This is a genomic window from Acidobacteriota bacterium (genome assembly GCA_016700075.1).
Classification (GTDB): Bacteria; Acidobacteriota; Blastocatellia; order Pyrinomonadales; family Pyrinomonadaceae; genus OLB17.
Genome location: CP065000.1, coordinates 188819 through 211018, shown reverse-complemented (window position 1 = coordinate 211018; position 22200 = coordinate 188819). Strand labels below are relative to the sequence as shown.

Sequence of the window (22200 nt, the reverse complement as noted above, 5' to 3'; positions counted from 1 at the left end):
AAAGTCTCCGCCGTCCGCGCCGACGAGGAATGTGGCTGAGAACCGTAAACGTCATTTAGACGTGAATCATGTCCAAAAGGACTAAAAACATTTTATTGCAAAATATCGCCAAGACTAAGCCGAAAACACGCCCGGTATTGCCGTATGTTACAATTACGCTTCGGCTCGAAAGCACGAAGAGGAAATTGTGAGCAAGATCGAAATAATTCCGCTAGGCGGCATCGGCGAATTCGGGATGAACTGTATGGGCATACGCTACGGCGGTGAAATGATCGTCGTCGATGCCGGCATGGGCTTTCCGGAGGAAACGCCGTATGGTGTTGATATTTCGATACCCAATTTCGATTTTCTCGAAGAATACCGCGACGACCTTACCGCGATCATCCTCACGCACGGCCACGAAGACCATATCGGCTCACTGCCGTATATCTTAAAGAAGTTCAATGTTCCGGTTTATTCTTCGCGCTTTACGCTCGCTCTTTGCGAACGGCGTCTCGAAGAATTCGACATGCTCGAAGACGTTCTGATGCACCGCGTCAAGGCCGGTGATCGCGTTAATGTCGGAGTATTCGATATAGAGTTCATCCATGCGTCGCATTCGCTAGTTGAATGCTTCTCGCTGGCGATCCACACGCTCGCCGGCACGCTGATACATACCGGCGATTACAAGATCGACGACACGCCCGTTATTGGAAAACCCTACGACCTTAAAATGCTGCGGCGTATCGGCGACGAAGGCGTGCTCGCACTGCTTTGCGATTCGACCAACGCCACCGTAGCGGGACGCACGCCATCGGAACAGGCCGTCATTCCGGCGTTCGAAGAGATCTTTGAAGAATCGGAAGGTCGCCTGTTCGTTTCTACGTTCTCCTCGTCGATGCACCGCCTGCAGATAGTTTTCGACGTTGCTCATGAATTCGGCCGCCGCGTCTGCGTGCTTGGACGTTCTATGCAGCGAAACGTTGAGATCGCATCTGACCATGGCCTGCTGAAGATACCACGCGGCTGCATGGCGACGCTTGGTGAATCGCGTGCTCTCGACGATGACGAGATCTGCTATCTGGTTACGGGCTCGCAGGGTGAGATGCGTGCGGCATTGTGGGGACTTGCGACAGGAACTTACAAAGGGCTAGAAATATCAAAAGGCGATACCGTCGTTCTTTCCGCTCGCATCATTCCGGGCAACGAAAAGAACATCAGCCGTCTGATCGGCCACCTCTACAAACGCGGCGCCAACATCATCGAAGAGAAACGCCGGCTCGTCCACGTCTCGGGCCACGCGTCGCAGGAAGACATCAAAATAATGGTCGAGGCGTCGCAGCCGAAATTTGTCGTGCCTATTCACGGCGAATATCGAATGCTGTTCCGCCAAAAGGAATTCATCAAGAATCATGTTGCGGGTTACGCCGACGAGGACATCATTCTGATCGAGAACGGGGAAGTCTTGGAGATCGACGAATACGGTGCCCGCGTCGTCGAAAAGCACGATCTGTACAAAACCTTCATCGACGAAGAATCGATGGAAGAGATCGAATACGACATCATCCGCGAAAGAAAGAAACTCGCTTACGGCGGCATGATCTCCCTCGTTGTTACCGTTGACAAAGCCAAACATACGCTCGTCGGCGAACCGCAGATCACGCTGAACGGCGTCGCGGGCCTTGATATTACGAACGGCTTTGCGGCGGACGCTCGTTCAGCCGTCGCGGAAGCTATCGAAGAGATGAGACCCGCGCAGATCGCTGACCGCACCGTTTTTAAAGAAAATCTCCGCATCCACCTAAAACGCTACGTCCAGCAGAAGCTTAGCGGCAAGCCCGTGATCGTAACCACCGTCGTCGAGGTTTAGGTCGTACGATTATGTATCGCCACGAGAATGACATCGCAAAAGAGATAGTCGACATTGCGTTTAAGATCCATACGACACTCGGCCCGGGACTTTTGGAGGCGGTTTATCAGGCAGCGATCACCTTTGAGCTAAGTCAACGCGGATTGCATTTCCAGACAGAACGTGGAATTCCCGCTGTTTATGAAGACGTGAAGCTCGATGTCGGTTTCCGGGCGGACATCATCGTGGAGAATAAGGTCATCATCGAGGTTAAATCAATCGAAGCGATCGCTCCAGTCCATATGAAGATCCTTCTTACCTATCTCAGGCTGGCGGATATGAAACTCGGCTTGATCATCAACTTTAATGTCGCCTTAATTAAAGATGGTATCAAGCGCGTCGCGAACGACCTTTAAGCCGTCAATTTGAATATAATTGCACGTCCTTTTGTCCTACTTTGCGGCCTTTGCGACTTTGCGAGAAGCATCTCACGCCAAGCCGCTAAGCACGCAAAGAGTTTATCACGCAACTCGATGGTGAATGCAGATTTATACTCTTCATTCGGTCTTCCTTTGCGGCCTTTGCGACTTTGCGAGAAATATCTCACGCCAAGCCGCTAAGCACGCAAAGAGTTCTCCACGCACAGTCAACGTTGAATGTTGGATTCATCGTCTTCCTCTGCGATCTCCGCGGTCTCTGCGTTAAAGTCTCCACGCCAAGCACATTGTCCAAACCCCGCCTTCGGGTGCATAATCATTCCGTGGACTGGCACGGCAAAACTATCTTCCTCACCGGGGCGTCGAGCGGCATCGGCGAAGCGTTGGCCCGTGCTTTTGCCGGGAAAGGAGCGGTCATCGGGCTGTTGGCGCGGCGAAAGGACCTTCTGGACAGGATCGCGAAAGATTGCGAAAAGGCCGGCGGCACGGCGCGTGTGTTCGCGGTGGACGTGACGGACGGCGACGCCGTGCAAAAGGCTGTTGACGAGTTTCTGCACGAATTCGAACACATCGACGTCGCCATCGCCAACGCCGGCATCGGCGGCAACAACGCCGAAACACGCGACCTGAATCCGCTCGCCGTCAAAAAGGTCATCGATATCAACCTGCTCGGCGCGGTGAACGCCGTCCACGCGGTGCTTCCCGGTATGAAACGCCGAAACAGCGGCCACATCGTCGCGATATCGAGCCTCGCGGGTTTTCGCGGCCTGCCCAAAAGTGCCGCGTATTCCGCCAGCAAGGCCGGAATGACGGCGTTTTTCGAATCCGTCCGCCTCGACGTCAAACATAGCGGCATCGACGTCACGATAATCCAGCCCGGTTTCATAAAAACGCCGCTCACGGCCGGCCGCGAGGCAAAAATGCCGTTTCTGATGGACCTGGAAGACGCCGTTCCGCTGTTCATACGTGCGATCGAGCGGCGGAAAAAGTTCGCCGCCTTTCCATGGCAGCTCGCGACGATCGTCCGCGCCGGCAAAATAATGCCCGCCTGGCTCTACGACCGCATCGCAGGCAAAGCAAGATACCGCGAATAACGCCGACCAACCCGCCGCGATCAAAAAAAAAGCCCGCACGCCGCGGGCCTTTCTCATCACTTATCACCGATCTCTTATCACTGCACCTACGGTGTAGTTGAAACCGAGACGACGTCCGAATTATTTCCCACGGGCGAGTTGCCGTCCAGATAGCGTGCGCGTATCTCGACAAATCGCGGGCTTTCGTTCGGGCCGGCGGGCACCTGAATTTCGACGGGCGACTTATAGAAATTGCCCACCGATGCCCACGCGCCGTTGTCCAGACGCATTTCCACGTGAATTCCGTCCGACGCTCCGCGTTTGAAGGCGACCGACACGATATTCCCCGGCGACGCCGATATTTTGAGCACCGGCGGCGTGTCGAAAAAGTTCCCGCCGTTCGATTTTTTGGGCATGATGCCGAGAGCTTCGCCTATTTCTTCGTTAAAGTTGGGCGCGCCGCGTATCTTTCTGACCAGAATATCGAGCCGCTCGAATACGCCCGCCGGCTGATCGTTCGGCGGTGCGGAAAAATCCTCGAATGGAAACACAGGCTGCGGCGAACCTATAGGATCTTCGAGCAGCGAAATGCGGTATTGGCGTATCGACGAGCGGAAATTGTCCAGCGTCAGCGTGGTCGCGGCGATGGACTGAAAATCCTCGTTATCCTTTACCAGTGTATTGATCTCGCCCGCGATGACGCCGAGCGTGGCGGCATAGTTTGGCAATTGCGTCGTAAAATTCTGAAACCAATCCGCCTGCTCCTGCAGTCCGGACGGAAACCAAGCTTTTGATGGGACCATGATGTTGTTCTCCTTTTTTGCGGGAAGCTCCCGAAATGGCCCGTTGAGAACTCAACGGCACCGTGGAGAACGCGAGATGCGGGAAACGATGCAAACGGCACGCCGGCCGTCTGGCTGTTAAGAACAACGGTATGGCAAAGAGCCCCGGCGCACGAAAACACACGTCCCCGCGATCGCGTTCAGCACCGTTGAGTTCTTAACAGGTAAAGCGGATTATATTCCCGGCAAAGTGGAAAATGCAAGCGGAAATTTGGAGCCAATGCGCGCCGTCGTATATTGGTATCATTCCTGACCGTATTCGGACCCCGGAATCCTGCGGTCGTACTCGCGAATCGTACCGCCGGTCCGCCGAACGGATACGCGACGCAACTGAACACTTCAGTGACGCCACTGAACACTTCAGCGATGCAACTGAACGCTTCAGCGACGCTGCTGAACGCTTCAGCGACGCAACTGAACACTTCAGCGACGCTACTGAACGCTTCAGCGACGCAACTGAACGCTTCAGCGACGCTACTGAACGCTTCAGCGACGCTACTGAACGCTTCAGCGACGCTGCTGAACACTTCAGCGACGCTGCTGAACACCGAAATTGCCTAAATTCAACCGATCCTCCGCAACCGCAAACACCAAGCTGCAGAAGCCCGCGCGTGAGCAAGGGCGATATCCGGAGCATGGTCAGGCGGAAAGAACGCGGGCAGAAGATGCGTGCGGTTTCTTCGTTTATGCCGGTCGTTCGCTATCGCCCTTGCTCACGCGCGGGCTTGTGCAAATAGGATGCAGGCCGGCAGGCGTGAGTTTGGCGGTGTTTTTGCCAATTTGGGCCGAATGTCGGACAATGTTTGACAGCCGCTCCGCATGGATCTTCTTCAAGCAATCATTTTAGGCATCGTTCAGGGGCTGACGGAGTTCATTCCGATCAGTTCGACGGCGCATCTTGTTTTCGCGAGCCGAATTACAGGCATTTACGACGGCCACCCCGAAATGATCACCGCCACGATCGCCGTGATACAGCTCGGCACTCTCGCCGCCGTTTTCGTATATTTTGCGGCGGATATTTGGGGCATTTCGTCGGCGTTCGTACGCGATCACTGGAATCTCGTATTCAACAAACGCGGAATGCGTTTTTCGGGCACGGACGGAATTCGGCCGATATGGCTGTCGGAAGAGGCGTGGCTGGGCTGGCTGATCATTCTCGGCTCGATACCGATCGGCGTCGTCGGGCTGCTTTTCAAAGATTTTATCGAAGGCCCCGCGACGAAGAATCTGTGGGTCATCGCGACGATGCTGATCGCCGTCGGTCTGCTGCTCGTCGTCGCCGAAAAGGTCGGCGAACAGCGTAAAGATATGCGGCATCTGGGCATCTGGGACGCCGTTATCGTCGGATTTGCTCAGGTTTTGGCACTCATGCCGGGTGCAAGCCGTTCGGGATCGACCATCATGGGCGGACTGCTGGCCGGGCAAAAACGCGAGACCGCCGCAAGGTTCTCTTTTCTTATGTCGATACCCGCGATCGGCGCCAGCGGCCTGCTCGAACTGAAGGTCGCACTCAACATTCTCCCGCAGGAAAGCTTTTTGCCGCTGATCGTCGCGACCATCGTTTCGGCCATCGTCGGATATCTGTCAATTTGGTTCCTGATCGCCTTTCTCCGAAAGAATACGACGTTCGTTTTTGTCGTTTACCGCGTAATTCTCGGTATCGCAATACTCGCAATGCTGTGGTTCGAGGTCATCAGCCCCGTCGTGGATATCTAGGACGTTTTTTCCCGCGAATAGCGCGAATTGCACGAATAAGGGGCGTTCCTTTAGTTCAGAAGTGTCTATTTCTTTTTCGTGTTATTCGTGTAATTAGTGGCATGATCTTCTTTTCCGATGCCTGAAAAGCTCTGGCAGTTAAGAAAGCACGATGCCGAGGCGGTGAACAAGCTCGCGGCGGAGCTAAACGTCCGTCCGCTGACCGCCGCGCTATTGATCTCACGCGGCCACGAGACCGCTGACAAGGCGCAACGCTTCCTTAACCCTTCGCCCGAACATCTCCACGACCCGATGCTGCTGAAGGGCATGTCCGACGCCGTTTCACGCATCCGCCGCGCCGTCGCGACAAAAGAACGCGTGATGATATGGGGCGATTACGACGTTGACGGAACGACAGGGACCGTGCTGCTGCGGCGGATGTTCCGCATTTTGGGCATAGAGGCCGAATATCACATCCCGAACCGTTTTACGGAGGGCTACGGCGTAAATTCAGAGGCCCTGAAAGCCGCAAGAGAACGCGGTGTGAGCCTGGTGATCACCGTCGATTGCGGCAGCAAGAGCTTTGAACCGCTCGAATGGGCCGCCGCGAACGGGCTGGACGTCATTATTACCGATCATCACCTAGCCGACGACGAGCAGGGAAATCCGCCCGCCGTTGCCGTCGTCAATCCGAATCAGGCGGGCTGCCCTTATCCGGAGAAAACGCTCGCAGGCGTTGGCGTGGCGTTCAAACTTGCCCATGCCGTGCTCAGAAAATACGGTTACGTGGACAAAGTGCCGCAATTCCTGCGTATCGCCGCCCTCGGCACTGTCGCCGACATGATGGAACTCACCGGAGAAAACCGCGCGATAGTCGCCCTCGGCCTTCTCGACCTCAACAAAACGACCGACCGCGGCCTGCGTGCGTTGATCGACGTCGCCGGCTGCAGCGACGATATGACGAGCTATCACATCGGTTTTCGGCTCGCTCCGCGCATCAACGCCGCGGGCCGCATGGACGCCGCGAAACACGTCGTTGAGCTGTTCGACGCCCGAGATGCCGCAGAAGCTCGCCGGCTGGCGGTGCTGCTGGATGACAACAACATTCTCCGCCAGCGTGCGCAGCAGGAAATAACCGAACTCGCCCTCGCGCAGATCGAAGCTCACGACAATACGAATTTCGTCGTCGTCAGCGGTGATGCGTGGCATCAGGGCGTGATCGGCCTTGCCGCATCGCGTATCGTCGAAAAGGCCTTTCGCCCCGCTGCCGTGATCTCTGTTATCGACGGCGTCGGCCACGCGAGCGCCCGAAGTATTCCGGGCTTTCACCTTGTAGAAGCTCTCGACGCCGCCCGCGACCTGCTTATTCAATACGGCGGACACGCGATGGCTGCGGGATTCAAGATCGAGGAGAGCAATATTCCGGAATTTCGGGATCTACTGAACAGACATTCTTCCTCTGTTTTTGGTAATGAAACGCCTCAGCCGGTGCTGGAGATTGATGCACTCGTACGTTCCGAATCTCTCGATCTTGATCTTGTGGATGAACTGTCGGCGTTCGAGCCGTTCGGTGTCGGTAACAATAAGCCTCGATTCCTGACACGCGGGCTTCGTCTGCAATACGAGCCGACGATTATGAAAGACAAGCATCTGAAACTGAAGCTTGCAGATGACGCAGGGCGGCAATTTGAAGCCGTTTGGTGGAGCGGCGTCGAGAAAAGTTCGGGGAAAACGCTGAACCGCGGTATCGGCATCGAACTCGTGTACGTTCCCGAGGCAAATTCCTGGCACGGAAACAGGCGTCTGCAGCTTGTCGTCGAGGACTTAAGAACTGATAATTAGCTTAATGTCGCCAACAGAACAACGGGCAAAGAATTTCGCATGGAAGGCAAAAGCGCCGGCCATTGTGCGGGCTTTTGTTCTGGTTGCTCTGGCGGCACTTGTATTTGGTATCATTGCGGCCTATTTCAACAGCCGCAGCAAACCGCAGTTCACGCTTCGTCCGGAAGAGGCAAGACTATCAAAGGAACTCACCGCAGAGGTCGCGAATTACGAACGCACCGAGACGAAAGACGGCCTGCCGCTCTATTCGGTGAAAGCAGCCATAGCGAAGACGTTTGACGATGAACATCAAGAGCTTGAGAACGTCGAATTCCGTCTTTTTGGCAAGGACGGCGAAGTTAGCGAGACGCTGACCGCCGGCCGCGTAGTATACATCCCGAAACCTGAGAAAGATTTTACGGCATTCCTCCGGGAGAACGTGCTTATCAAAGCACGCGATGGCTTTGAGGTTCGGACTGAATCTATCGCATACGAACACGGTACGAATACCGCGGAAGCGGACGTACCCGTGAAATTCAACCGCGGCAACCTGACAGGACAAAGTGAGAAGGCGACGTTGAACCTGAGTTCGGAAACGCTCGACCTGATCGGCACCGTTGAATTCGACATCGAGGGCACTGGCGGCATAAAGACCGCTTCGATCCGCTCGGGATCGGCAGTTTTTGACCGCCCGCAAGCTATTGCTACATTTGCAAACTCCGTGAATGTTAACGCGGTTTCTGCGAATAGTATGACGACGGAACTTTCCGCACCGCGCGTCATTGCTTATATGAACGCAGTCGATGGCGAAAAGATAACCCCAAAGAGTTTCAAGGCGTTCGAGGGTGTGAAGATAGTCAGCAAAACACCCACGTCTGGAAGTTCAGCGGTTTCTGCAACCGAAGCGGCGTTTGACGTAGCGGAGGACAGATTCGACCTCAACGGAAATGTGCGCATCGAAACGGGGCCGAACGCTTCTCGTGCCAACATCACCGCCGCTAGCGCTGTTTATTATCAAAATGCGGGAGAATTCACTCTCACAAATGCTGAGATAGTTCGCCCCGCCGAACGCATTGCCGGCGACAAATTGGACGGCAATCTGCACGCCGACAACACGATCAAGAACGTCGTCATCAGGGGGAATGCCAATGCTAAACAGGAAACCGCAGAACGCGTTATTGAGATCGCAGGCGTTGAAATGAACGCTTCGTTCTTACAAGGTGGAAGCATCACAAACGCCAATGCCGTGTCAGGCGTAAAGCTTGTTGTTGTTCCTAACAAGGTAGTTTCCTATTCACGGGCGACGCTAACCGCGCAGAAGGGCGTTGGCGTCAATTTTCGCGGCGGCGGCGACATTGACAAGGCGCGTGCGGACGGCAACGCGAAACTTGTTCTCGATCCTCCCTCAGGCAGCCCGGATGCCGCGGTTCGCACCATTTCAGCTGAGACTCTCCGAACCGTCTTCCGTCCGAACGGCAAAGATATCTCGTTGGCGGAGGCTGTCGGTTCGGCTTCATTAACTGTTGATCCTGTCAGCAGCGGCATGAACTTCTACCGCACGGTCGTAAACGCACCGCGGATGGATTGCGAGTTCTATTCGTCAGGAAATAATGCGCGTCTATGCACCGCCGCCACAAAAGCGTCTGTTGTTAGATCACCGAAATTTACGGCCGCGGCGCGGGGCGATCAAAAAATGAACGCCGACAGATTTGTCGCCCGTTTCGAAGAGGCAAGCGGCCAATTGGAGCGGATCGAAGCGTCCGGTTCAGCCCGCTTCGTCGAGCTTGATCGTAACGCGACGGCAAAGGAATTTTCATTCACGCAGAACGATCAGGTCGTTCGGCTTCGCGGCGGCGAACCGACCGTTTGGGATTCGCGTGCGCGTGCAAAGGCCGGCGAGATCGATTGGGATACAAAGGGAAACCGGTCTTATCTGCGCGGCAGGGTCAGCACAACGTTTTACAATGTTCGGAATTTTGGCAATTCGGCACCTTTCACGTCCGGCAACGATCCCGTTTTCTTGACCTCCGAACAGGCAGAGTTCGATCACGCTAACGAAAGCGGTCTTTACACCGGGAACGCGCGTGCATGGCAGCAGTCGAATTATGTGCGGGCAGATTCGCTGTTCATCGATCAGAAAAATGGACAAATGAAAGGCGAAGGCGGCGTACAAAGCCAGCTAAGCCGCGTTCGAATTCGCCGCGGCACCAGCGATTCGACGTTTCCGGTTGTTGCATCATCGAAGAGCGTTTTTTATGACCGGAATGAGCGTGTGCTCAAATATCGGGAAAATGTCGATATCCGCCAAGGTACAGATCGAATAACGGCGGCAGTTGTTGATGTATTCCTCACTGAATCCGGCGATATTGCGCAGACCGTTGCAGAGAATTCCGTTAATATTTCTCAGCCGGGAAGGCGTGCATCGGGCGATTGGGCTCAATACACCGCGTCCGATGAATCAGTGGTATTGCGGGGCCGCCCGGCGGTCGTTTCAGACAGCGAAGCCGGTTCCACACAAAGTTCACAAATATCGTATTCGATGCGTGACCGCCGGGCAGTAAGTAACGGTAAACCTGAAGCCGGCGGCAACGGCCGGTCAAGAACCGTCTATCGCGTAAAGCCCGGTGAATGAGCATTTATGAACGAAACGAAAGAGGCACTTTCACGATCGAACGGCAAAACAAAGCTGGAAGCGATCGATCTGCAGAAAACCTACAGCGGCAGACGAGTGGTCGATGGTGTGTCGCTATATGTAGAAACGGGCGAGATAGTAGGCCTTCTCGGTGCAAATGGTGCGGGAAAGACCACTACTTTCTTTATGTTGATGGGCCTCGAACGAACGGAAAAGGGAAAGATCGAGATGAAAGGCGAGGCAGTGACGGACCTGCCTATGTATCTTCGAGCACGCCTGGGACTGGGATATCTTCCCCAAGAGGCGTCGGTGTTTCGGAAACTGACCGCAGAACAGAACATCCTCGCGGTACTTGAGAGCCGAAAAATGCCACGCGCGGATAGATTATCTCGGCTTGAAGAACTTCTCGAGGAATTTCATCTGATCAATGTTCGGTCCACGAGAGGCGAATCACTCTCCGGCGGTGAAAGGCGGCGAGTTGAGATCGCGAGGTGCCTCGCTACAGATCCGCTATTCATTTTGCTCGATGAACCCTTCGCCGGCATCGATCCGATCGCTATCGATGACATAAAACATTTGATCACTTACCTTCGAGATCGGGGTATCGGCATTTTGATCACGGACCACAATGTAAGGGAAACGCTGGAGATCACGGATCGTGCCTATATCCTTTCGGATGGTAAGGTTTTAAGGGACGGTAAACCCAATGAACTCGCTGCGGATCCTGACGTGCGGCGTCATTATCTCGGTGAGCGATTCAAATTCGCCTGATTTTTTCCATTTGGCCGAGCAACCAAGTATAATTTCCCATAAGAGATGATCCTGCTTTTCGCATCTTAGCGGCTAAAGCGGCATATATGTCCTCACTACGACTGACAACTCAATTGCAGCAAAAGATGGTGCTGACGCCGCAATTGCGTCAGCGAATAGAGATGCTGCAAATGACCGCTCTCGAACTGAATGACCTGATCGAGGAGCAAATGGTCGAAAACCCTATTCTGGAAGAGGTTCAACCGGGCGATGAGGCTGACGAACCGGGCGACAATATTCTAGACCAAAACTCTGACGGTATTGACGTAGATATTCAGCAGGATACTTTGTCCGCCTCAGGATCGGATGAACGAATAGACCCCGCAGACATTACTCAGTTCGAGACTTATAACGCTGAAGACATTTCGCTCAACGGAACCTCGGATACAGTTACTGTGGATGCAGACGCTGAAGCCGAACACGCCGGCGAGGCCAATGATCCTTTTGATGAGATCGACTACGGAAGGGAATTTCAGGACTATTTGGATCCCGGCTATCGGACCCAGGAGATCGAATATAAGGACGATGCCCCCAGTTTTGAACAATTCCTTACGCATTCTCCGTCGTTGAGCGAACATTTGGAGTGGCAGGTCAACCTGTTAGACCTTTCTGAGATCGAATCTGAGGCCGCGGACGAGATAATTGGCAATCTGGATGAGGACGGAAGGCTCCGAATTGCTATTGATGACATCGCTGCATCGGTAGGATGTTCGCCGATGACGGTAGAATACGCTCGGCAGGCGTTGATGCGGCTCGATCCGGTTGGGTGCGGGGCATTTAACGTCAAGGAATGTCTCCTTACTCAGCTCGAGGCTTTAGGACAGGCCGACACGCTCGCCTGCCGTTTGGTCCGAGATCATCTGGAAGACCTTCAGCCGCATCGGCTGCAGCACCTTGCTAAGGCTACAGGAGTCGGTCTTCATGAGCTTAATGAAACTCTGATCCAGATCCGTCAGCTTGACCCGTATCCGGGCCGTCGCTATTCCTCGGAAGAGGCAGTGTTCGTATCGCCCGAAGTTTATATCGAAAAGATCGATGACGACTATGTGATCTATTTTGCTGACGACGGCAGTCCCCGTCTCCGCATTTCGCATACCTATCAGTCGATGCTCGAACAGCCGGACACTTCGAAAGAGACGCGGGATTTCATCAAAGACAAGATGCGCTCTGCTGTCGATCTGCTTCGCAATATTGAACATCGGCGACAGACGATCTATCGCGTCGTGGAATGCATAGTTCGCCGCCAGCGGCAGTTTCTCGATAAAGGTGTCGAATACATCAGGCCGATGATGCTAAAAGATGTGGCTGAGGATATCGGCATGCATTTGTCGACCATTTCTCGTGTCGTCAATAGAAAATATGCCCACACTCCGCAGGGCGTCATTGAGCTGCGTCGCTTTTTCAGCGAAGGGATGCTCAATGAGGAAGGTGAGGAGGTCTCGACCCGCATACTTAAATTGAAGATAAAAAAGATGGTCGAGGAAGAAGACAGTAAAGATCCGCTTACAGACAACGAGATCGCGAAGATATTGAGCAAGGAAGGTGTTAAACTATCAAGAAGAACGGTTGCGAAATACCGTGATCAAATGAACATTCCGGGCTCTAGGGAAAGAAAAACCGTAATATGAATATTGATTATACTGGAAGACATATTGAAGTAACGCCTGCACTGAAGGCGCACGTTGAAGACCATTTTTCAAAACTCACGAATTTGTTTGACGGCAAAACGCCGAAAATTCACGTGGTGATCGAGGTTGAAAGAGGGCTTCACCGGTCTGAGATCGTCATGAATTGGCGAAATGACGTTCTGACGGCCGAGACGTCCGCGGACGATATGTATCAATCTCTGACTCAGACTATCTCAAAGATCGAGAAACAAGCTCGGCGGTTGAAGGATAAGGTGATCGACAAATATCAAAAAGCCCAAAAAGCATCGACTTTGATCGTTGACGAGGATCAGATATAGATATTGCGGAACCCAATAGAACTCCTCGGCCCAATATACACGGAGTATTGTTGTGCGTCAACGGTTCCGGTGTACTAATTACAGGCGAGGCTCGAGTCGGAAAATCCGAATGCGCTTTGGAGCTACTATCCCGCGGTCACCCAATTATTGCGGACGACGTTGTTCTCTTAGAACGCCGAAATGGTCAATTGTACGGAACCGCTCCGGACATGTTTCGAGGTTTATTGGAGATCCGGGACTTGGGCATCATTGATGTTCGAGCGATCTTTGGCGACGAATCAGTTCTCGATGGAGTTCAAATAGATCTTGTCATCGAACTGACAAAAGATCAGGAGATCGTAAATGACGGCAAGCTTTCAATGTGCTGCGAAAGCCTGACCGTCGAGGAAATTCCGCTTCAAAAGATCACATTGAGGGTGTCTCGGGGTCGTAATTTGGCGGTACTTATCGAAACAGCGGTCAAAATGTTGTCCATCGGATACAGCAACGCTGCCGAGACGCTGCTGACAGACCACCAACGGCAACTCAACACAGGGATCGATACAAAGCAATATTAATGCCGAAAGAGCATCCAAAGAGTTTTTCATTGCCGTCGCTGGTGATCATCACCGGACTTAGCGGCTCAGGAATGAGCTCTGCGACCGATTCGCTTGAGGACTTGGGCTATTTCTGCGTGGACAACCTACCGCTGACGCTTCTCTCTACCTTCGGTAGGCTTCTGAGATCATCGGGAGCACGGCCACCAAGCATCGATAAAGCGGCTTTGGTAATTAATATCCGTGAACGGCAATTTCTTTCGGAGTTTCCCGACGAGTTAAAGAAGCTTACAAAGAAGGGCCCTCAGCCATATGTGGTCTTTTTTGAGGCTTCGGATGACGTATTGCTCCGACGCTTTTCTGAGACCCGCCGGCCGCATCCGGCAGACGATGGGAAAGGGTTGTTGAGCGCGATTCGCCGAGAGAGGTTGGAACTGCGGAAGATCCGGAAGTTGGCGGACCTGATCATTGATACGTCTGAACAGACCGTGCATTCGCTGCGGCGCCTCATTCACCAGAAATTCACCGGGCTCGACGAGGGAATACCCCTTAAGATCGAGGTGCAAAGTTTCGGCCATAAGTTCGGCGGGCCTCGCGGCGTTGACCTTCTTTTCGATGTAAGGCACCTTCCAAACCCGTATTTTCAGCCGGCATTGAGGGATTTCTCGGGCGAAGATAAGACTGTGGTAGACTTCCTGAAAGAAAAGGAAGAAGTAAAGGAAACTATTGACCGTTTTATCGATCTACTTTTGTACCTGGTTCCGAAATACAAGCGTGAAGGCAAGTCGTACCTCAATATCGGGATCGGATGTACCGGCGGCCGCCACCGATCGGTGATGGTCGCAAATGCGATCGCGGAAAGGCTGAAAGAATCCGGGTTTGACGCGGCGTCCAGTCACCGGGACATCTCAAATTGATAATATGAGCGAGGGCGTGTAATGAACAGAGTTGGCGGTGTAATTATCACCCATGGACAGCTTGCCAATGAACTCGTCGCTGCGGCCGAGGCAGTTGTGGGCGACCTTCTTCATATCAGGGCGGTTTCTATCGGTTGGCATGACGATGTTGAAATTGCCAAACAAGAGATAGGCAGGGCCATAACCGAAGTTGAAACGGGATCCGGCGTACTTTTGCTGACGGACATGTTCGGCGGGACGCCAACGAACATTGCGGCTATGTTTCTTGAGTCCGGAAAGATCGAAGTCGTTACAGGCGTCAATCTTCCCATGGTCATAAAGCTTGCAACAGCTTCAGCAGACCTCGGCCTCGACCAATTGGCGCATGATGTAGAGGAGCAAGGAAAGACGTCGATCTCGACGGCCGGCAGCCTTTTGACCCCTTTGAAAGCGAGGAAGGATGCTTGAGACCCGTGTTCGCGTAGTGAACGAGCTTGGACTTCATGCGAGGGCGGCCGCTCAGCTTGTTCGAAAAGCCGCGGCCTTCAGGTCGAGCATCAAAGTGACGCGGCTCGATCGCAACATCACTGCCAATGCAAAGTCCATATTGAGCGTGCTTTATATTGCGGCCGCTTTAGGCACAGAATTGGTAGTTGAAGCTGACGGGCCTGACGAAACAGAGGCATTAGCGGAGATCGCCGCACTTTTCGCCTCAGGCTTTGGCGAACTACAATAATTTACCTCAGATGCAAACTGCAGATAAGACAATAGGCCTATTGGGTGTACCATTGGGCTTCGGCGCGGGAACACTAGGAAGCGATCTCGGCGTCGAAGCGATGCGAATATCAAACGTCCGGGGAATGACGTTGGCAGATCACGTCATTGCTCTGGGTTACGGTTTCAAGGACCATGGCGATGTCCCCATAGTTCGGCCCGAAGGCATTACCACCGAGAACGGCATTAAACACTATGGGGCCGTATTGAACTCATTTCGTAATATTGCCTCTTCGCTAGATTCGGTTCTGCAGGAGGGTCATATGCCGATCATTCTCGGCGGTGACCATTCGATCGCAATCGCGACCTTTTCCGCAATTTCGAATTTTTACCGAAAGGGCGGCAGCGAGGTCGGCTTGATCTGGTTTGACGCACATGCTGACATCAACACGCCCGAGACCTCGCCAAGCGGCAACATCCACGGGATGCCGTTGGCGGCACTTTTGGGCTTAGGCGATGATGCGATCGCAAGTTTGGGCGGCTCTCGGCCTAAACTCGATCCAACCTATTTTGCCCATATCGGAGCGCGGGACGTTGATACAGGTGAAAGGCAGACCGTGCATGACTTAGGGCTTCGCGATCAATTCTTCACGATGAGCGACATCGACTCTCGAGGTATGGCTGCATGTGTTGCCGATGCCATAGCGATCGCCTCAAAGGCTCCGGGCGGTTTCGCGGTAACCTTTGACATCGATATGATCGACCCGAGATTTGCCCCGGGTTCCGGTACATTGGTTCGAGGCGGGACGACGTATCGCGAAGCGCACCTTGCACTTGAAATGATCGCTGCAAACGGCGGAATGATATCTTTCGAGATGGTCGAGGTAAATCCTCTTCTTGATCAAAACAACATCACGGTAGAACTGGCGGTCGAATTGATCCTCTCGGTTCTCGGAAAGACAATACTATGAAAAAGCGTGTGGCCGTCATTTTTGGCGGGCGTTCAGGCGAACACGAGATCTCCATCCGTTCGGCAAAAACCGTCATAGAGCAGATTGATCCGGCAAAATATGAGATAGTGCCTCTGGCGATCTCTCGTTCTGGTGCATGGCTTACGCCGGAGCAGTCTATAGAGCTTTTCCCCGAAGCGACCCGCACAACTTTCATTGATAGATATGGCCCTGCATCGCAAGTTCGCGGATTGCTGACGGGTGATTCCTCGATCGGAGGTTTTGTCGGATTCGGAGATCTAAACGAAGAACCCCCGGTAATCGACGTTATTTTTCCGGTACTTCACGGCACCTACGGCGAGGACGGCACGATCCAGGGACTTTTTGAGATGTCGGGCTTGCCATATGTCGGCTGCGGCGTTTTGGCGAGCTCTTGCGGCATGGACAAGGTGACAATGAAGATCCTTTTTCGCGACGCCGGATTGCCGATATGCCGATATGTTTGGTTCCTCAGGTCAGAATGGGACATAGATCCGGACAAGGTAATAGAACAGACCGTCGCCAAGATCGGACTGCCTTGTTTCGTCAAGCCTGCAAATCTGGGCTCATCAGTAGGGATATCCAAAGCGTCAACACCCGAGGAATTGAGGTCGGCGATCGATCTTGCCGCTGAATATGACCGCAAGATCATTGTCGAAGAAGCGATCGAGATGCGAGAACTCGAATGTGCAGTAATGGGCAACGACTCGCCGGAAGCGTCTCTACCCGGCGAATATGTGATCTTGGATGAATCGAAACGTTTCCTGGATTACACCGAGAAGTATTCCGGAACCGGCAATAATGAATTTGTTGTGCCTGCGCCGATCTCAGAAGAGCTGTCACAAAGGGTCCGGCAAATGGCTGTGACAGCATTTAAGGCCGTCGATGGTTCCGGATTAGCCCGAGTCGATCTCTTCTTGAGAAACGACAACGGAGCACTGCTGATGAACGAGATAAATACGCTTCCAGGACTAACGGATGCATCCGGATTCCCAAAGATGTGGGCTGCAAGCGGCAAGCCGCTGCCTCAACTCATTGATGAACTGATCGAACTCGCCATTGAGCGTTTCGAAGATCGAAGACGAAATAAGACGATCATTTAACGTTGTATCGCAAAATAGCCGCGGCGCGTACGGATGTTCAGGTTCGGACGGCGTATCTTTAGTTCGATAGACCGCCATTTGCCGTCCATTTTTTCATCCGACGGATCATAAGCCAGAGTATATTGGGTTCCCAGCTCATCAGCGATCCTCTGAAACGCTTCGCGCATTTCAACTCCGCCGCTGGATCGGACGTATTCGCCGCCTGTCTTGTCCGACAATTCCTTCAAAGCTCGCTGATTCATCTGAGTCGGCCCCCCGATAGTTCCTGTCGGCGACATATCGACGCTATATATGACAGCATCGGCCTTTGAGGCTGCTTTCAATGCCTTGTCCTTGCTCGCGGCGCTTTGAGTATCAGCTCCGTCAGACAGCACTAAAATGGCGCGACGTTTTTCCGGCCGCTTTTCAAGTTCAATTGCAGCTCTAACGATCGCATCGTATAGCACCGTCATCCCTCGCGACCTCACTTCGTAAAAACTCTCAGGCAGATCGCGGCCGAGATGAAATCCGCGGATCTCGCGGATCTTTGAATCAAAAGTATAGACCGCTGCGACGTCTCTTGGTCTCAGCGAGTCCAGGAAATGCAGGGCGGCCGCTCGAGCAAGGACGATCCTTTCCTCCATGCTTCCCGATGAATCGAGCAGGATGGCTACTGCAAACGGAGTAGATTGAGCCTCAAAAAATGTGATCTTCTGTTCGGCACCGTTCTCAAGGATCGTGAACAGATTCTGCGGAAGTTCCCGAACGGGCTTACCGGCCCTGTCGGTGATGTACGCATTAAGAATTACGGTATTTGTTGAAATTCCGATCGATTCGGTGTCTTCCTGCGCGTTTAAAATGCCCGGCAGGAAGCATAAGGAGCAAATTATTGACACTAACGGAAGTCTGAGCATGAGGTCCGCGGCAGATCAGTTCGTTAGCCGCATGAAACGCAGCACCCGCAAAGCGGCATTTGCGGTCTCTATCGCACCTGCCGAGATCGTGAAACGCGTACTGCGTTTCAGTTCATCCAGCAGGTCTGAGGTGCGGTCACGGAGCTTTTTGATGAGGTCGCCAGTATTGCGGGATTGCAGTACGTCAGATTCTGCATTATCCAGTTTGTCATCGCTGCCGCCCAGATCACTTCGGATCCTTTTCAGATTCTTTTCTAATTGAGCCAGGTCTTTTTTATCCCGGTCGGTCAGGGAATTTGTTTTTGACAGCCTTGCCGCCATGTCGTCCGCCGTCTTCAGCGACTCTTCACCGCGTCGGATCATTTCCCGAAATTCCTTGTTTTCCCGTTCGATCCGGAATTTCTCGAGATTTTCCTGAATACTCTTTGGCCTGCTGTCGGAAGGTGTAGGCCCTTCGCCCGGCAAAACCGGATAGTTTGGATCACTGTTTTGGCCAAAGGCCCCAACGGCAAGAAAGAACAAAGTAATGAAGGATATGAGATACTTTTTCATCATCACTTTCGGAACGCGTTCAAAGCGTGTCTTGTTCAGGTTCCACAGAATTGCCCGTTACGGCTTCCACAAGCTTTGCCAAAAACTCATCTTCCGCAAGGCCCGAACTGCGAAGTGTGATCCACTCGGAAGTAAGTCCGGCGCCCGCTCGCCCCTCGATCTTAGCGATCACTGAGACATTGTTTTGAATACCATCGATGGATTGCACTTCGATCGTTAGAGTGTATTGGGCCCGCGACCAAGAGTTGATCGGCGAGTCGACGACCGCGTACCTGTTCAATTCGTTCTGAGCGACCACAGAACCTCTGGCAAATACAAAAGGCTGCGTCACGATCAGTCCATCACTCAACCTTGACGACGCCTCGTCGACTATAAGCTTCTTTTCTCTCAGGACATCGATTATAGAAGACATCAGAACATCACGCCGGCCGGCGAGTCGATATGGGTTCGCAAGCATCTCGCGAGTCCTTGTCTTACCTTTTCCGAAGTCAAAAGACCTGGTCGCGTCGTTGGGACGTGCAGTGGTCCTGTTTGCGTCTTCTTTAATGATCCGGGTCTGGTTGTCTACCCCTTTTTGGCCGACCACTATCGAGAATGTCGCCAACAGCAACAACAGAACAGACGGCACGACATGCGATCGAAGCATTTTCATATATGTAATTCCCAGTGTGCGACCGGTATTATGATGTTTCAGAACCGGATTTGGTTGTTGAACCTGAAATGCCCAGCTCATACAGGAGCAGATGCTTTAGAAAGACATTGTATGAAGCGAATCCCGAGATCGCCAAACCGGCCAGTCCGTCCAAAACGCCTAACCTGAGTACGTAAGTGTGAAAGAACGTCCAAATAGGCAAGATGCCGATCTTTACAATGGAGGTTCTAATTCCATCTTGATGCATTTGCTCAGCCGACAAAGGAGCATACCTGCTCTGAATCATTTCTGCATGCTGAGAGACAGAATCAATACTGTAGTGTAAAAGGTCATTCTTCAGTACACCTACCCGTGCATCCGGTCTCATGATCACCGATTCATGAACTTTGGCCCTACTCCATTCGCCCTTCGTTCGGTCGAAAAGCCTCAGTTGGCGGTCAGGATACCATCCGGAATGTTTAACGGGCCGCCCTAAATAGAACGCGAGCCTGGGCATATAGTAGGCGTCCAGCACATCGCCGGTTTGGACAATCGAGCGGATCTCGTCCGCTAGTTTGTCCGAGACGGCTTCATCAGCGTCCAGACTGAGGATCATGTTATTTCGTGCCGAATCGACAGCGAACTGCTTCTGTCCGCCAAATCCAAGCCATTCCTGATACACAACCTTTGCTCCGAGGTCCGCAGCGACAGCCCGCGTTCCGTCGACGCTGCCCGAATCTACGACCAATACTTCATCGGCCCACAGCACCGACCTGATCGCGTTCCCGATCTTGGCTTCTTCGTCTCTTGCTATGATGACGGCCGATATCCGCACGAAACAATCTTCGCAGACATCGGCCGTTTAGAAAAGGCTTGAACTAATTGATTTATTTGTCTTCGAGAGGTGATCTCACTTCGATGTTGTTGACCCTAAATGTTGTTGCTGTCACTCTCTGGAGTTCCGCGACAGCCTTGTTGTAGTCAGTTTCGGCGCGGATCTCGCCATTTCGGGCATTCGTGAGCGTGTTCTCCCGCTGAAACAGCAGAAACGGCGTGGACCTGCCTGCGTCGTAAAGACGGCGTTCACCCTCGAGCTGCAACTCAGCATTCTCACGTGCTCGGCGTGCGGTCAGGACGCGTTGACGTGCGGTTTCGACTGCCTGTACCGCATTCCGCACCTCAACTATCACGATCTGTTCCTGCTCTCGGGTCTGAGCGTCGAGCTGCTGCCTTTCAATACGAGCACCTTCGAGATTCGCCTTAGCCGTGCGATTACGAAAAGGGAACTGAATGGTGACCCCTACTGATAGATTCGGGGCGTCGCTTCGGAAGATGTTAGAAAGTGACCGGTTAAATCCGCCAAAAAGATACGAAGGCCCCGGCGGAATTGTGATCGACGGATTTACGATCAGAGGCAATGACAGCGCGGCCCGGGTTGCATTCAGATTGTCGAATAGGAACAGATCCGGAGAACCGGTCAATAGATTGGTTGTAATCGATGTAGTCGAACCGCTTCTGGAAAGTCCATCCAACGAAAATGTTGTATTCAGATCGATCTGCGGCTTTGTCTGATTCTTTAGGAATTTGATGTCTATATCACTCATTTCCCGCTGCAGTTTGAGCCGCCGTAATTCGAAACGATTGTCCATTGCATCACGCAGCGATGCCTCTAAATTCACAGGATCGTCGCTGTATGCAGGCCTATCCACCGGAACGAAGGACTGTGTCCATTCGGGCGATAAAGGATCGCCAATTATGAGCCGCTTAAGATTATTTTCTGCGATCGAGACCTGTTGGGTCGCTGACAGGAGTTCTCCTTCACGATTAGCAAGCTCTGTCTCAACCTCTGCCTTGGCGATTGGAGCCGATACACCCGCTTCGATGCGAGCTTCGATCTGCCGAAGATTTTCGCGAGCGAGGCTGACGTTTGCAACCTGATTTTGTTGATTTCTTAATGCAAATACGAGGTCCCAGTAAGTCCTTTGAACTTCGGCGATCGTCGAAATCGCACGGAGACGAAAGTCGCTTTCAGTTTGTTCCAGACGCTTTTTGGAAATCGCGATATTAGACCGAAGCCTGTCAGTTCCGAAATTTCGGGCAACCGGCTGAACATAGTTAATGCCCAGCGACGAGGAATAGACCGCACTTCCTCCGGACGAAACATTACCCGAAGAGACCTGTGCCTGAGCGAAAGCATTTTCGGTCCGCTGGTTATTGAAGAATACACTGTAGTTCCCGCCGCCCGCACGCAGGGCTCTTGAAAGGCTGGACGTCGCACGAAAATCCTTGGTTGCAGACGATCCGGTAATGGAATTACGGGAAAGGCTCGGATTTAGACTAAGTACCAGATCGTAACCTCCCTCGAGCGAGTTTATCTGGGTTTCCTGCAGCCGGACATCGCCCCTTGCCACCTCGATGTCATTATTCTTCTCAAGCGCCCGGCGGATCGCGTCCCGAAGCCCTAAAGAGATTGGCTGCGCCGTTTGTACGCCTACCCTCGACATTGCAGACCCGCCGCTTCGCCGAACCATCGATAGCGTATCTGCGGGCCTTTTTACCTCAATTTCCGGGAAAGATGCGTCGTTATCGACACTAGCGGGCGCGGATTCCGGCCGCGGGGCGTCCTGAGCGGCGGCTGCCGAAAGAAATAAGGTTGCCGAGAACATCGATGCGATGATGATGTTTCGGGGAAAGCGAATGGTCATTTCTCTATACGCCGCGAGCACAGTGGCATGAAAGCGATTGCTCGTTAGCTAAACGGATACTACGTCAGCGGAAATGG

22 protein-coding genes are annotated in these 22200 nt (G+C 53.0%); 16 read left to right on the top strand and 6 right to left on the bottom strand.

Annotation, left to right across the window (positions count from 1 at the left end; translation table 11 throughout):
* Positions 1-187: 187 nt before the first annotated feature.
* The 3 genes from IPM50_01015 to IPM50_01005 all read left to right on the top strand — a co-directional run bounded on the left by IPM50_01015 (position 188) and on the right by IPM50_01005 (position 3359).
* The gene (locus IPM50_01015; GenBank protein QQS33193.1) at positions 188-1849 is read left to right on the top strand and encodes a ribonuclease J; all 1662 of its coding nucleotides are present in this window, start codon (positions 188-190) and stop codon (positions 1847-1849) included.
* An 11-nt stretch (positions 1850-1860) separates the two neighbouring features.
* A complete protein-coding gene (locus IPM50_01010; protein QQS33192.1) occupies positions 1861-2244 on the top strand; it encodes a GxxExxY protein in 384 nt (127 codons plus the stop codon).
* A 344-nt stretch (positions 2245-2588) separates the two neighbouring features.
* Positions 2589-3359 carry an SDR family NAD(P)-dependent oxidoreductase gene (locus IPM50_01005; protein QQS33191.1) on the top strand — a complete coding sequence of 257 codons (771 nt, stop codon included), beginning with the start codon at positions 2589-2591 and terminating at the stop codon, positions 3357-3359.
* Between the two features lie 86 nt (positions 3360-3445).
* Here the strand turns inward: IPM50_01005 and IPM50_01000 are convergent, their stop codons facing one another.
* Positions 3446-4141 carry a hypothetical protein gene (locus IPM50_01000; protein ID QQS33190.1) on the bottom strand — a complete coding sequence of 232 codons (696 nt, stop codon included), beginning with the start codon at positions 4139-4141 and terminating at the stop codon, positions 3446-3448.
* Positions 4142-4377: 236 nt separating this feature from the next.
* Here IPM50_01000 and IPM50_00995 point away from each other — a divergent pair, with 236 nt between their 5' ends.
* The 13 genes from IPM50_00995 (at position 4378) to IPM50_00935 (ending at position 17342) form a co-directional block, all read left to right on the top strand.
* Positions 4378-4917 carry a hypothetical protein gene (locus IPM50_00995; protein QQS33189.1) on the top strand — a complete coding sequence of 180 codons (540 nt, stop codon included), beginning with the start codon at positions 4378-4380 and terminating at the stop codon, positions 4915-4917.
* 82 nt (positions 4918-4999) lie between these two features.
* Positions 5000-5896 carry a UDP-diphosphatase gene (locus tag IPM50_00990; protein ID QQS33188.1) on the top strand — a complete coding sequence of 299 codons (897 nt, stop codon included), beginning with the start codon at positions 5000-5002 and terminating at the stop codon, positions 5894-5896.
* A 117-nt stretch (positions 5897-6013) separates the two neighbouring features.
* Complete coding sequence (gene recJ / locus IPM50_00985; GenBank protein QQS33187.1) at positions 6014-7717, top strand: single-stranded-DNA-specific exonuclease RecJ; 1704 nt, start codon at positions 6014-6016, stop codon at positions 7715-7717.
* Positions 7718-7721: 4 nt separating this feature from the next.
* Positions 7722-10328 carry an LPS export ABC transporter periplasmic protein LptC gene (gene lptC, locus IPM50_00980; protein QQS33186.1) on the top strand — a complete coding sequence of 869 codons (2607 nt, stop codon included), beginning with the start codon at positions 7722-7724 and terminating at the stop codon, positions 10326-10328.
* Between the two features lie 6 nt (positions 10329-10334).
* Positions 10335-11099, top strand: coding sequence for an LPS export ABC transporter ATP-binding protein (lptB, locus tag IPM50_00975; GenBank protein QQS33185.1), 765 nt, complete (start codon positions 10335-10337; stop codon positions 11097-11099).
* A gap of 86 nt (positions 11100-11185) precedes the next feature.
* Complete coding sequence (gene rpoN / locus IPM50_00970) at positions 11186-12766, top strand: RNA polymerase factor sigma-54 (GenBank protein QQS33184.1); 1581 nt, start codon at positions 11186-11188, stop codon at positions 12764-12766.
* Complete coding sequence (gene raiA, locus IPM50_00965; GenBank protein ID QQS33183.1) at positions 12763-13104, top strand: ribosome-associated translation inhibitor RaiA; 342 nt, start codon at positions 12763-12765, stop codon at positions 13102-13104. Before rpoN ends, raiA begins: the two co-directional genes overlap by 4 nt.
* Before the next feature lie 50 nt (positions 13105-13154).
* Positions 13155-13661, top strand: coding sequence for a hypothetical protein (locus tag IPM50_00960; protein QQS33182.1), 507 nt, complete (start codon positions 13155-13157; stop codon positions 13659-13661).
* Entirely contained in the window at positions 13661-14557 is an 897-nt protein-coding gene (gene rapZ, locus IPM50_00955; GenBank protein ID QQS33181.1) for an RNase adapter RapZ, read from the top strand. Before IPM50_00960 ends, rapZ begins: the two co-directional genes overlap by 1 nt.
* 21 nt (positions 14558-14578) lie before the next feature.
* A complete protein-coding gene (locus IPM50_00950; protein QQS33180.1) occupies positions 14579-15004 on the top strand; it encodes a PTS sugar transporter subunit IIA in 426 nt (141 codons plus the stop codon).
* Positions 14997-15272, top strand: a complete 276-nt coding sequence (locus tag IPM50_00945) for an HPr family phosphocarrier protein (protein ID QQS33179.1) — start codon at positions 14997-14999, stop codon at positions 15270-15272. Before IPM50_00950 ends, IPM50_00945 begins: the two co-directional genes overlap by 8 nt.
* A gap of 10 nt (positions 15273-15282) precedes the next feature.
* Complete coding sequence (gene rocF, locus IPM50_00940) at positions 15283-16221, top strand: arginase (GenBank protein QQS33178.1); 939 nt, start codon at positions 15283-15285, stop codon at positions 16219-16221.
* The gene (locus IPM50_00935) at positions 16218-17342 is read left to right on the top strand and encodes a D-alanine--D-alanine ligase (GenBank protein ID QQS33177.1); all 1125 of its coding nucleotides are present in this window, start codon (positions 16218-16220) and stop codon (positions 17340-17342) included. The genes rocF and IPM50_00935 overlap by 4 nt, the downstream gene beginning before the upstream one ends.
* Here the strand turns inward: IPM50_00935 and IPM50_00930 are convergent.
* From IPM50_00930 to IPM50_00910, 5 genes are read right to left on the bottom strand one after another with little or no spacing between them, the layout of a single operon-like run.
* The gene (locus IPM50_00930; GenBank protein ID QQS33176.1) at positions 17339-18235 is read right to left on the bottom strand and encodes a VWA domain-containing protein; all 897 of its coding nucleotides are present in this window, start codon (positions 18233-18235) and stop codon (positions 17339-17341) included. The two genes, IPM50_00935 and IPM50_00930, sit on opposite strands and share 4 nt — an antisense overlap.
* Before the next feature lie 15 nt (positions 18236-18250).
* Positions 18251-18790 carry a hypothetical protein gene (locus IPM50_00925; GenBank protein ID QQS33175.1) on the bottom strand — a complete coding sequence of 180 codons (540 nt, stop codon included), beginning with the start codon at positions 18788-18790 and terminating at the stop codon, positions 18251-18253.
* A 16-nt stretch (positions 18791-18806) separates the two neighbouring features.
* On the bottom strand, positions 18807-19439 hold the full coding sequence (locus tag IPM50_00920; protein QQS33174.1) for a hypothetical protein: 633 nt from the start codon (positions 19437-19439) through the stop codon (positions 18807-18809).
* Positions 19440-19467: 28 nt separating this feature from the next.
* Positions 19468-20253 (bottom strand): glycosyltransferase family 2 protein, encoded by a 786-nt coding sequence (locus IPM50_00915; GenBank protein ID QQS33173.1) that lies wholly within the window; start codon positions 20251-20253, stop codon positions 19468-19470.
* 52 nt (positions 20254-20305) lie between these two features.
* A complete protein-coding gene (locus IPM50_00910) occupies positions 20306-22123 on the bottom strand; it encodes a TolC family protein (protein ID QQS33172.1) in 1818 nt (605 codons plus the stop codon).
* Between the last annotated feature and the right edge of the window lie 77 nt (positions 22124-22200).

What these genes read in the sequence shown, in the direction of transcription:
- IPM50_01010 (QQS33192.1), top strand. Translation starts at nt 1,861, where the DNA reads ATGTATCGCCACGAGAATGACATCGCAAAAGAGATAGTCGACATTGCG.
- IPM50_01000 (QQS33190.1), bottom strand. Translation starts at nt 4,141, where the DNA reads ATGGTCCCATCAAAAGCTTGGTTTCCGTCCGGACTGCAGGAGCAGGCG.
- IPM50_00995 (QQS33189.1), top strand. Translation starts at nt 4,378, where the DNA reads ATGCAAGCGGAAATTTGGAGCCAATGCGCGCCGTCGTATATTGGTATC.
- IPM50_00990 (QQS33188.1), top strand. Translation starts at nt 5,000, where the DNA reads ATGGATCTTCTTCAAGCAATCATTTTAGGCATCGTTCAGGGGCTGACG.
- recJ (QQS33187.1), top strand. Translation starts at nt 6,014, where the DNA reads ATGCCTGAAAAGCTCTGGCAGTTAAGAAAGCACGATGCCGAGGCGGTG.
- lptC (QQS33186.1), top strand. Translation starts at nt 7,722, where the DNA reads ATGTCGCCAACAGAACAACGGGCAAAGAATTTCGCATGGAAGGCAAAA.
- lptB (QQS33185.1), top strand. Translation starts at nt 10,335, where the DNA reads ATGAACGAAACGAAAGAGGCACTTTCACGATCGAACGGCAAAACAAAG.
- rpoN (QQS33184.1), top strand. Translation starts at nt 11,186, where the DNA reads ATGTCCTCACTACGACTGACAACTCAATTGCAGCAAAAGATGGTGCTG.
- raiA (QQS33183.1), top strand. Translation starts at nt 12,763, where the DNA reads ATGAATATTGATTATACTGGAAGACATATTGAAGTAACGCCTGCACTG.
- rapZ (QQS33181.1), top strand. Translation starts at nt 13,661, where the DNA reads ATGCCGAAAGAGCATCCAAAGAGTTTTTCATTGCCGTCGCTGGTGATC.
- IPM50_00950 (QQS33180.1), top strand. Translation starts at nt 14,579, where the DNA reads ATGAACAGAGTTGGCGGTGTAATTATCACCCATGGACAGCTTGCCAAT.
- IPM50_00945 (QQS33179.1), top strand. Translation starts at nt 14,997, where the DNA reads ATGCTTGAGACCCGTGTTCGCGTAGTGAACGAGCTTGGACTTCATGCG.
- rocF (QQS33178.1), top strand. Translation starts at nt 15,283, where the DNA reads ATGCAAACTGCAGATAAGACAATAGGCCTATTGGGTGTACCATTGGGC.
- IPM50_00935 (QQS33177.1), top strand. Translation starts at nt 16,218, where the DNA reads ATGAAAAAGCGTGTGGCCGTCATTTTTGGCGGGCGTTCAGGCGAACAC.
- IPM50_00930 (QQS33176.1), bottom strand. Translation starts at nt 18,235, where the DNA reads ATGCTCAGACTTCCGTTAGTGTCAATAATTTGCTCCTTATGCTTCCTG.
- IPM50_00925 (QQS33175.1), bottom strand. Translation starts at nt 18,790, where the DNA reads ATGATGAAAAAGTATCTCATATCCTTCATTACTTTGTTCTTTCTTGCC.
- IPM50_00920 (QQS33174.1), bottom strand. Translation starts at nt 19,439, where the DNA reads ATGAAAATGCTTCGATCGCATGTCGTGCCGTCTGTTCTGTTGTTGCTG.
- IPM50_00910 (QQS33172.1), bottom strand. Translation starts at nt 22,123, where the DNA reads ATGACCATTCGCTTTCCCCGAAACATCATCATCGCATCGATGTTCTCG.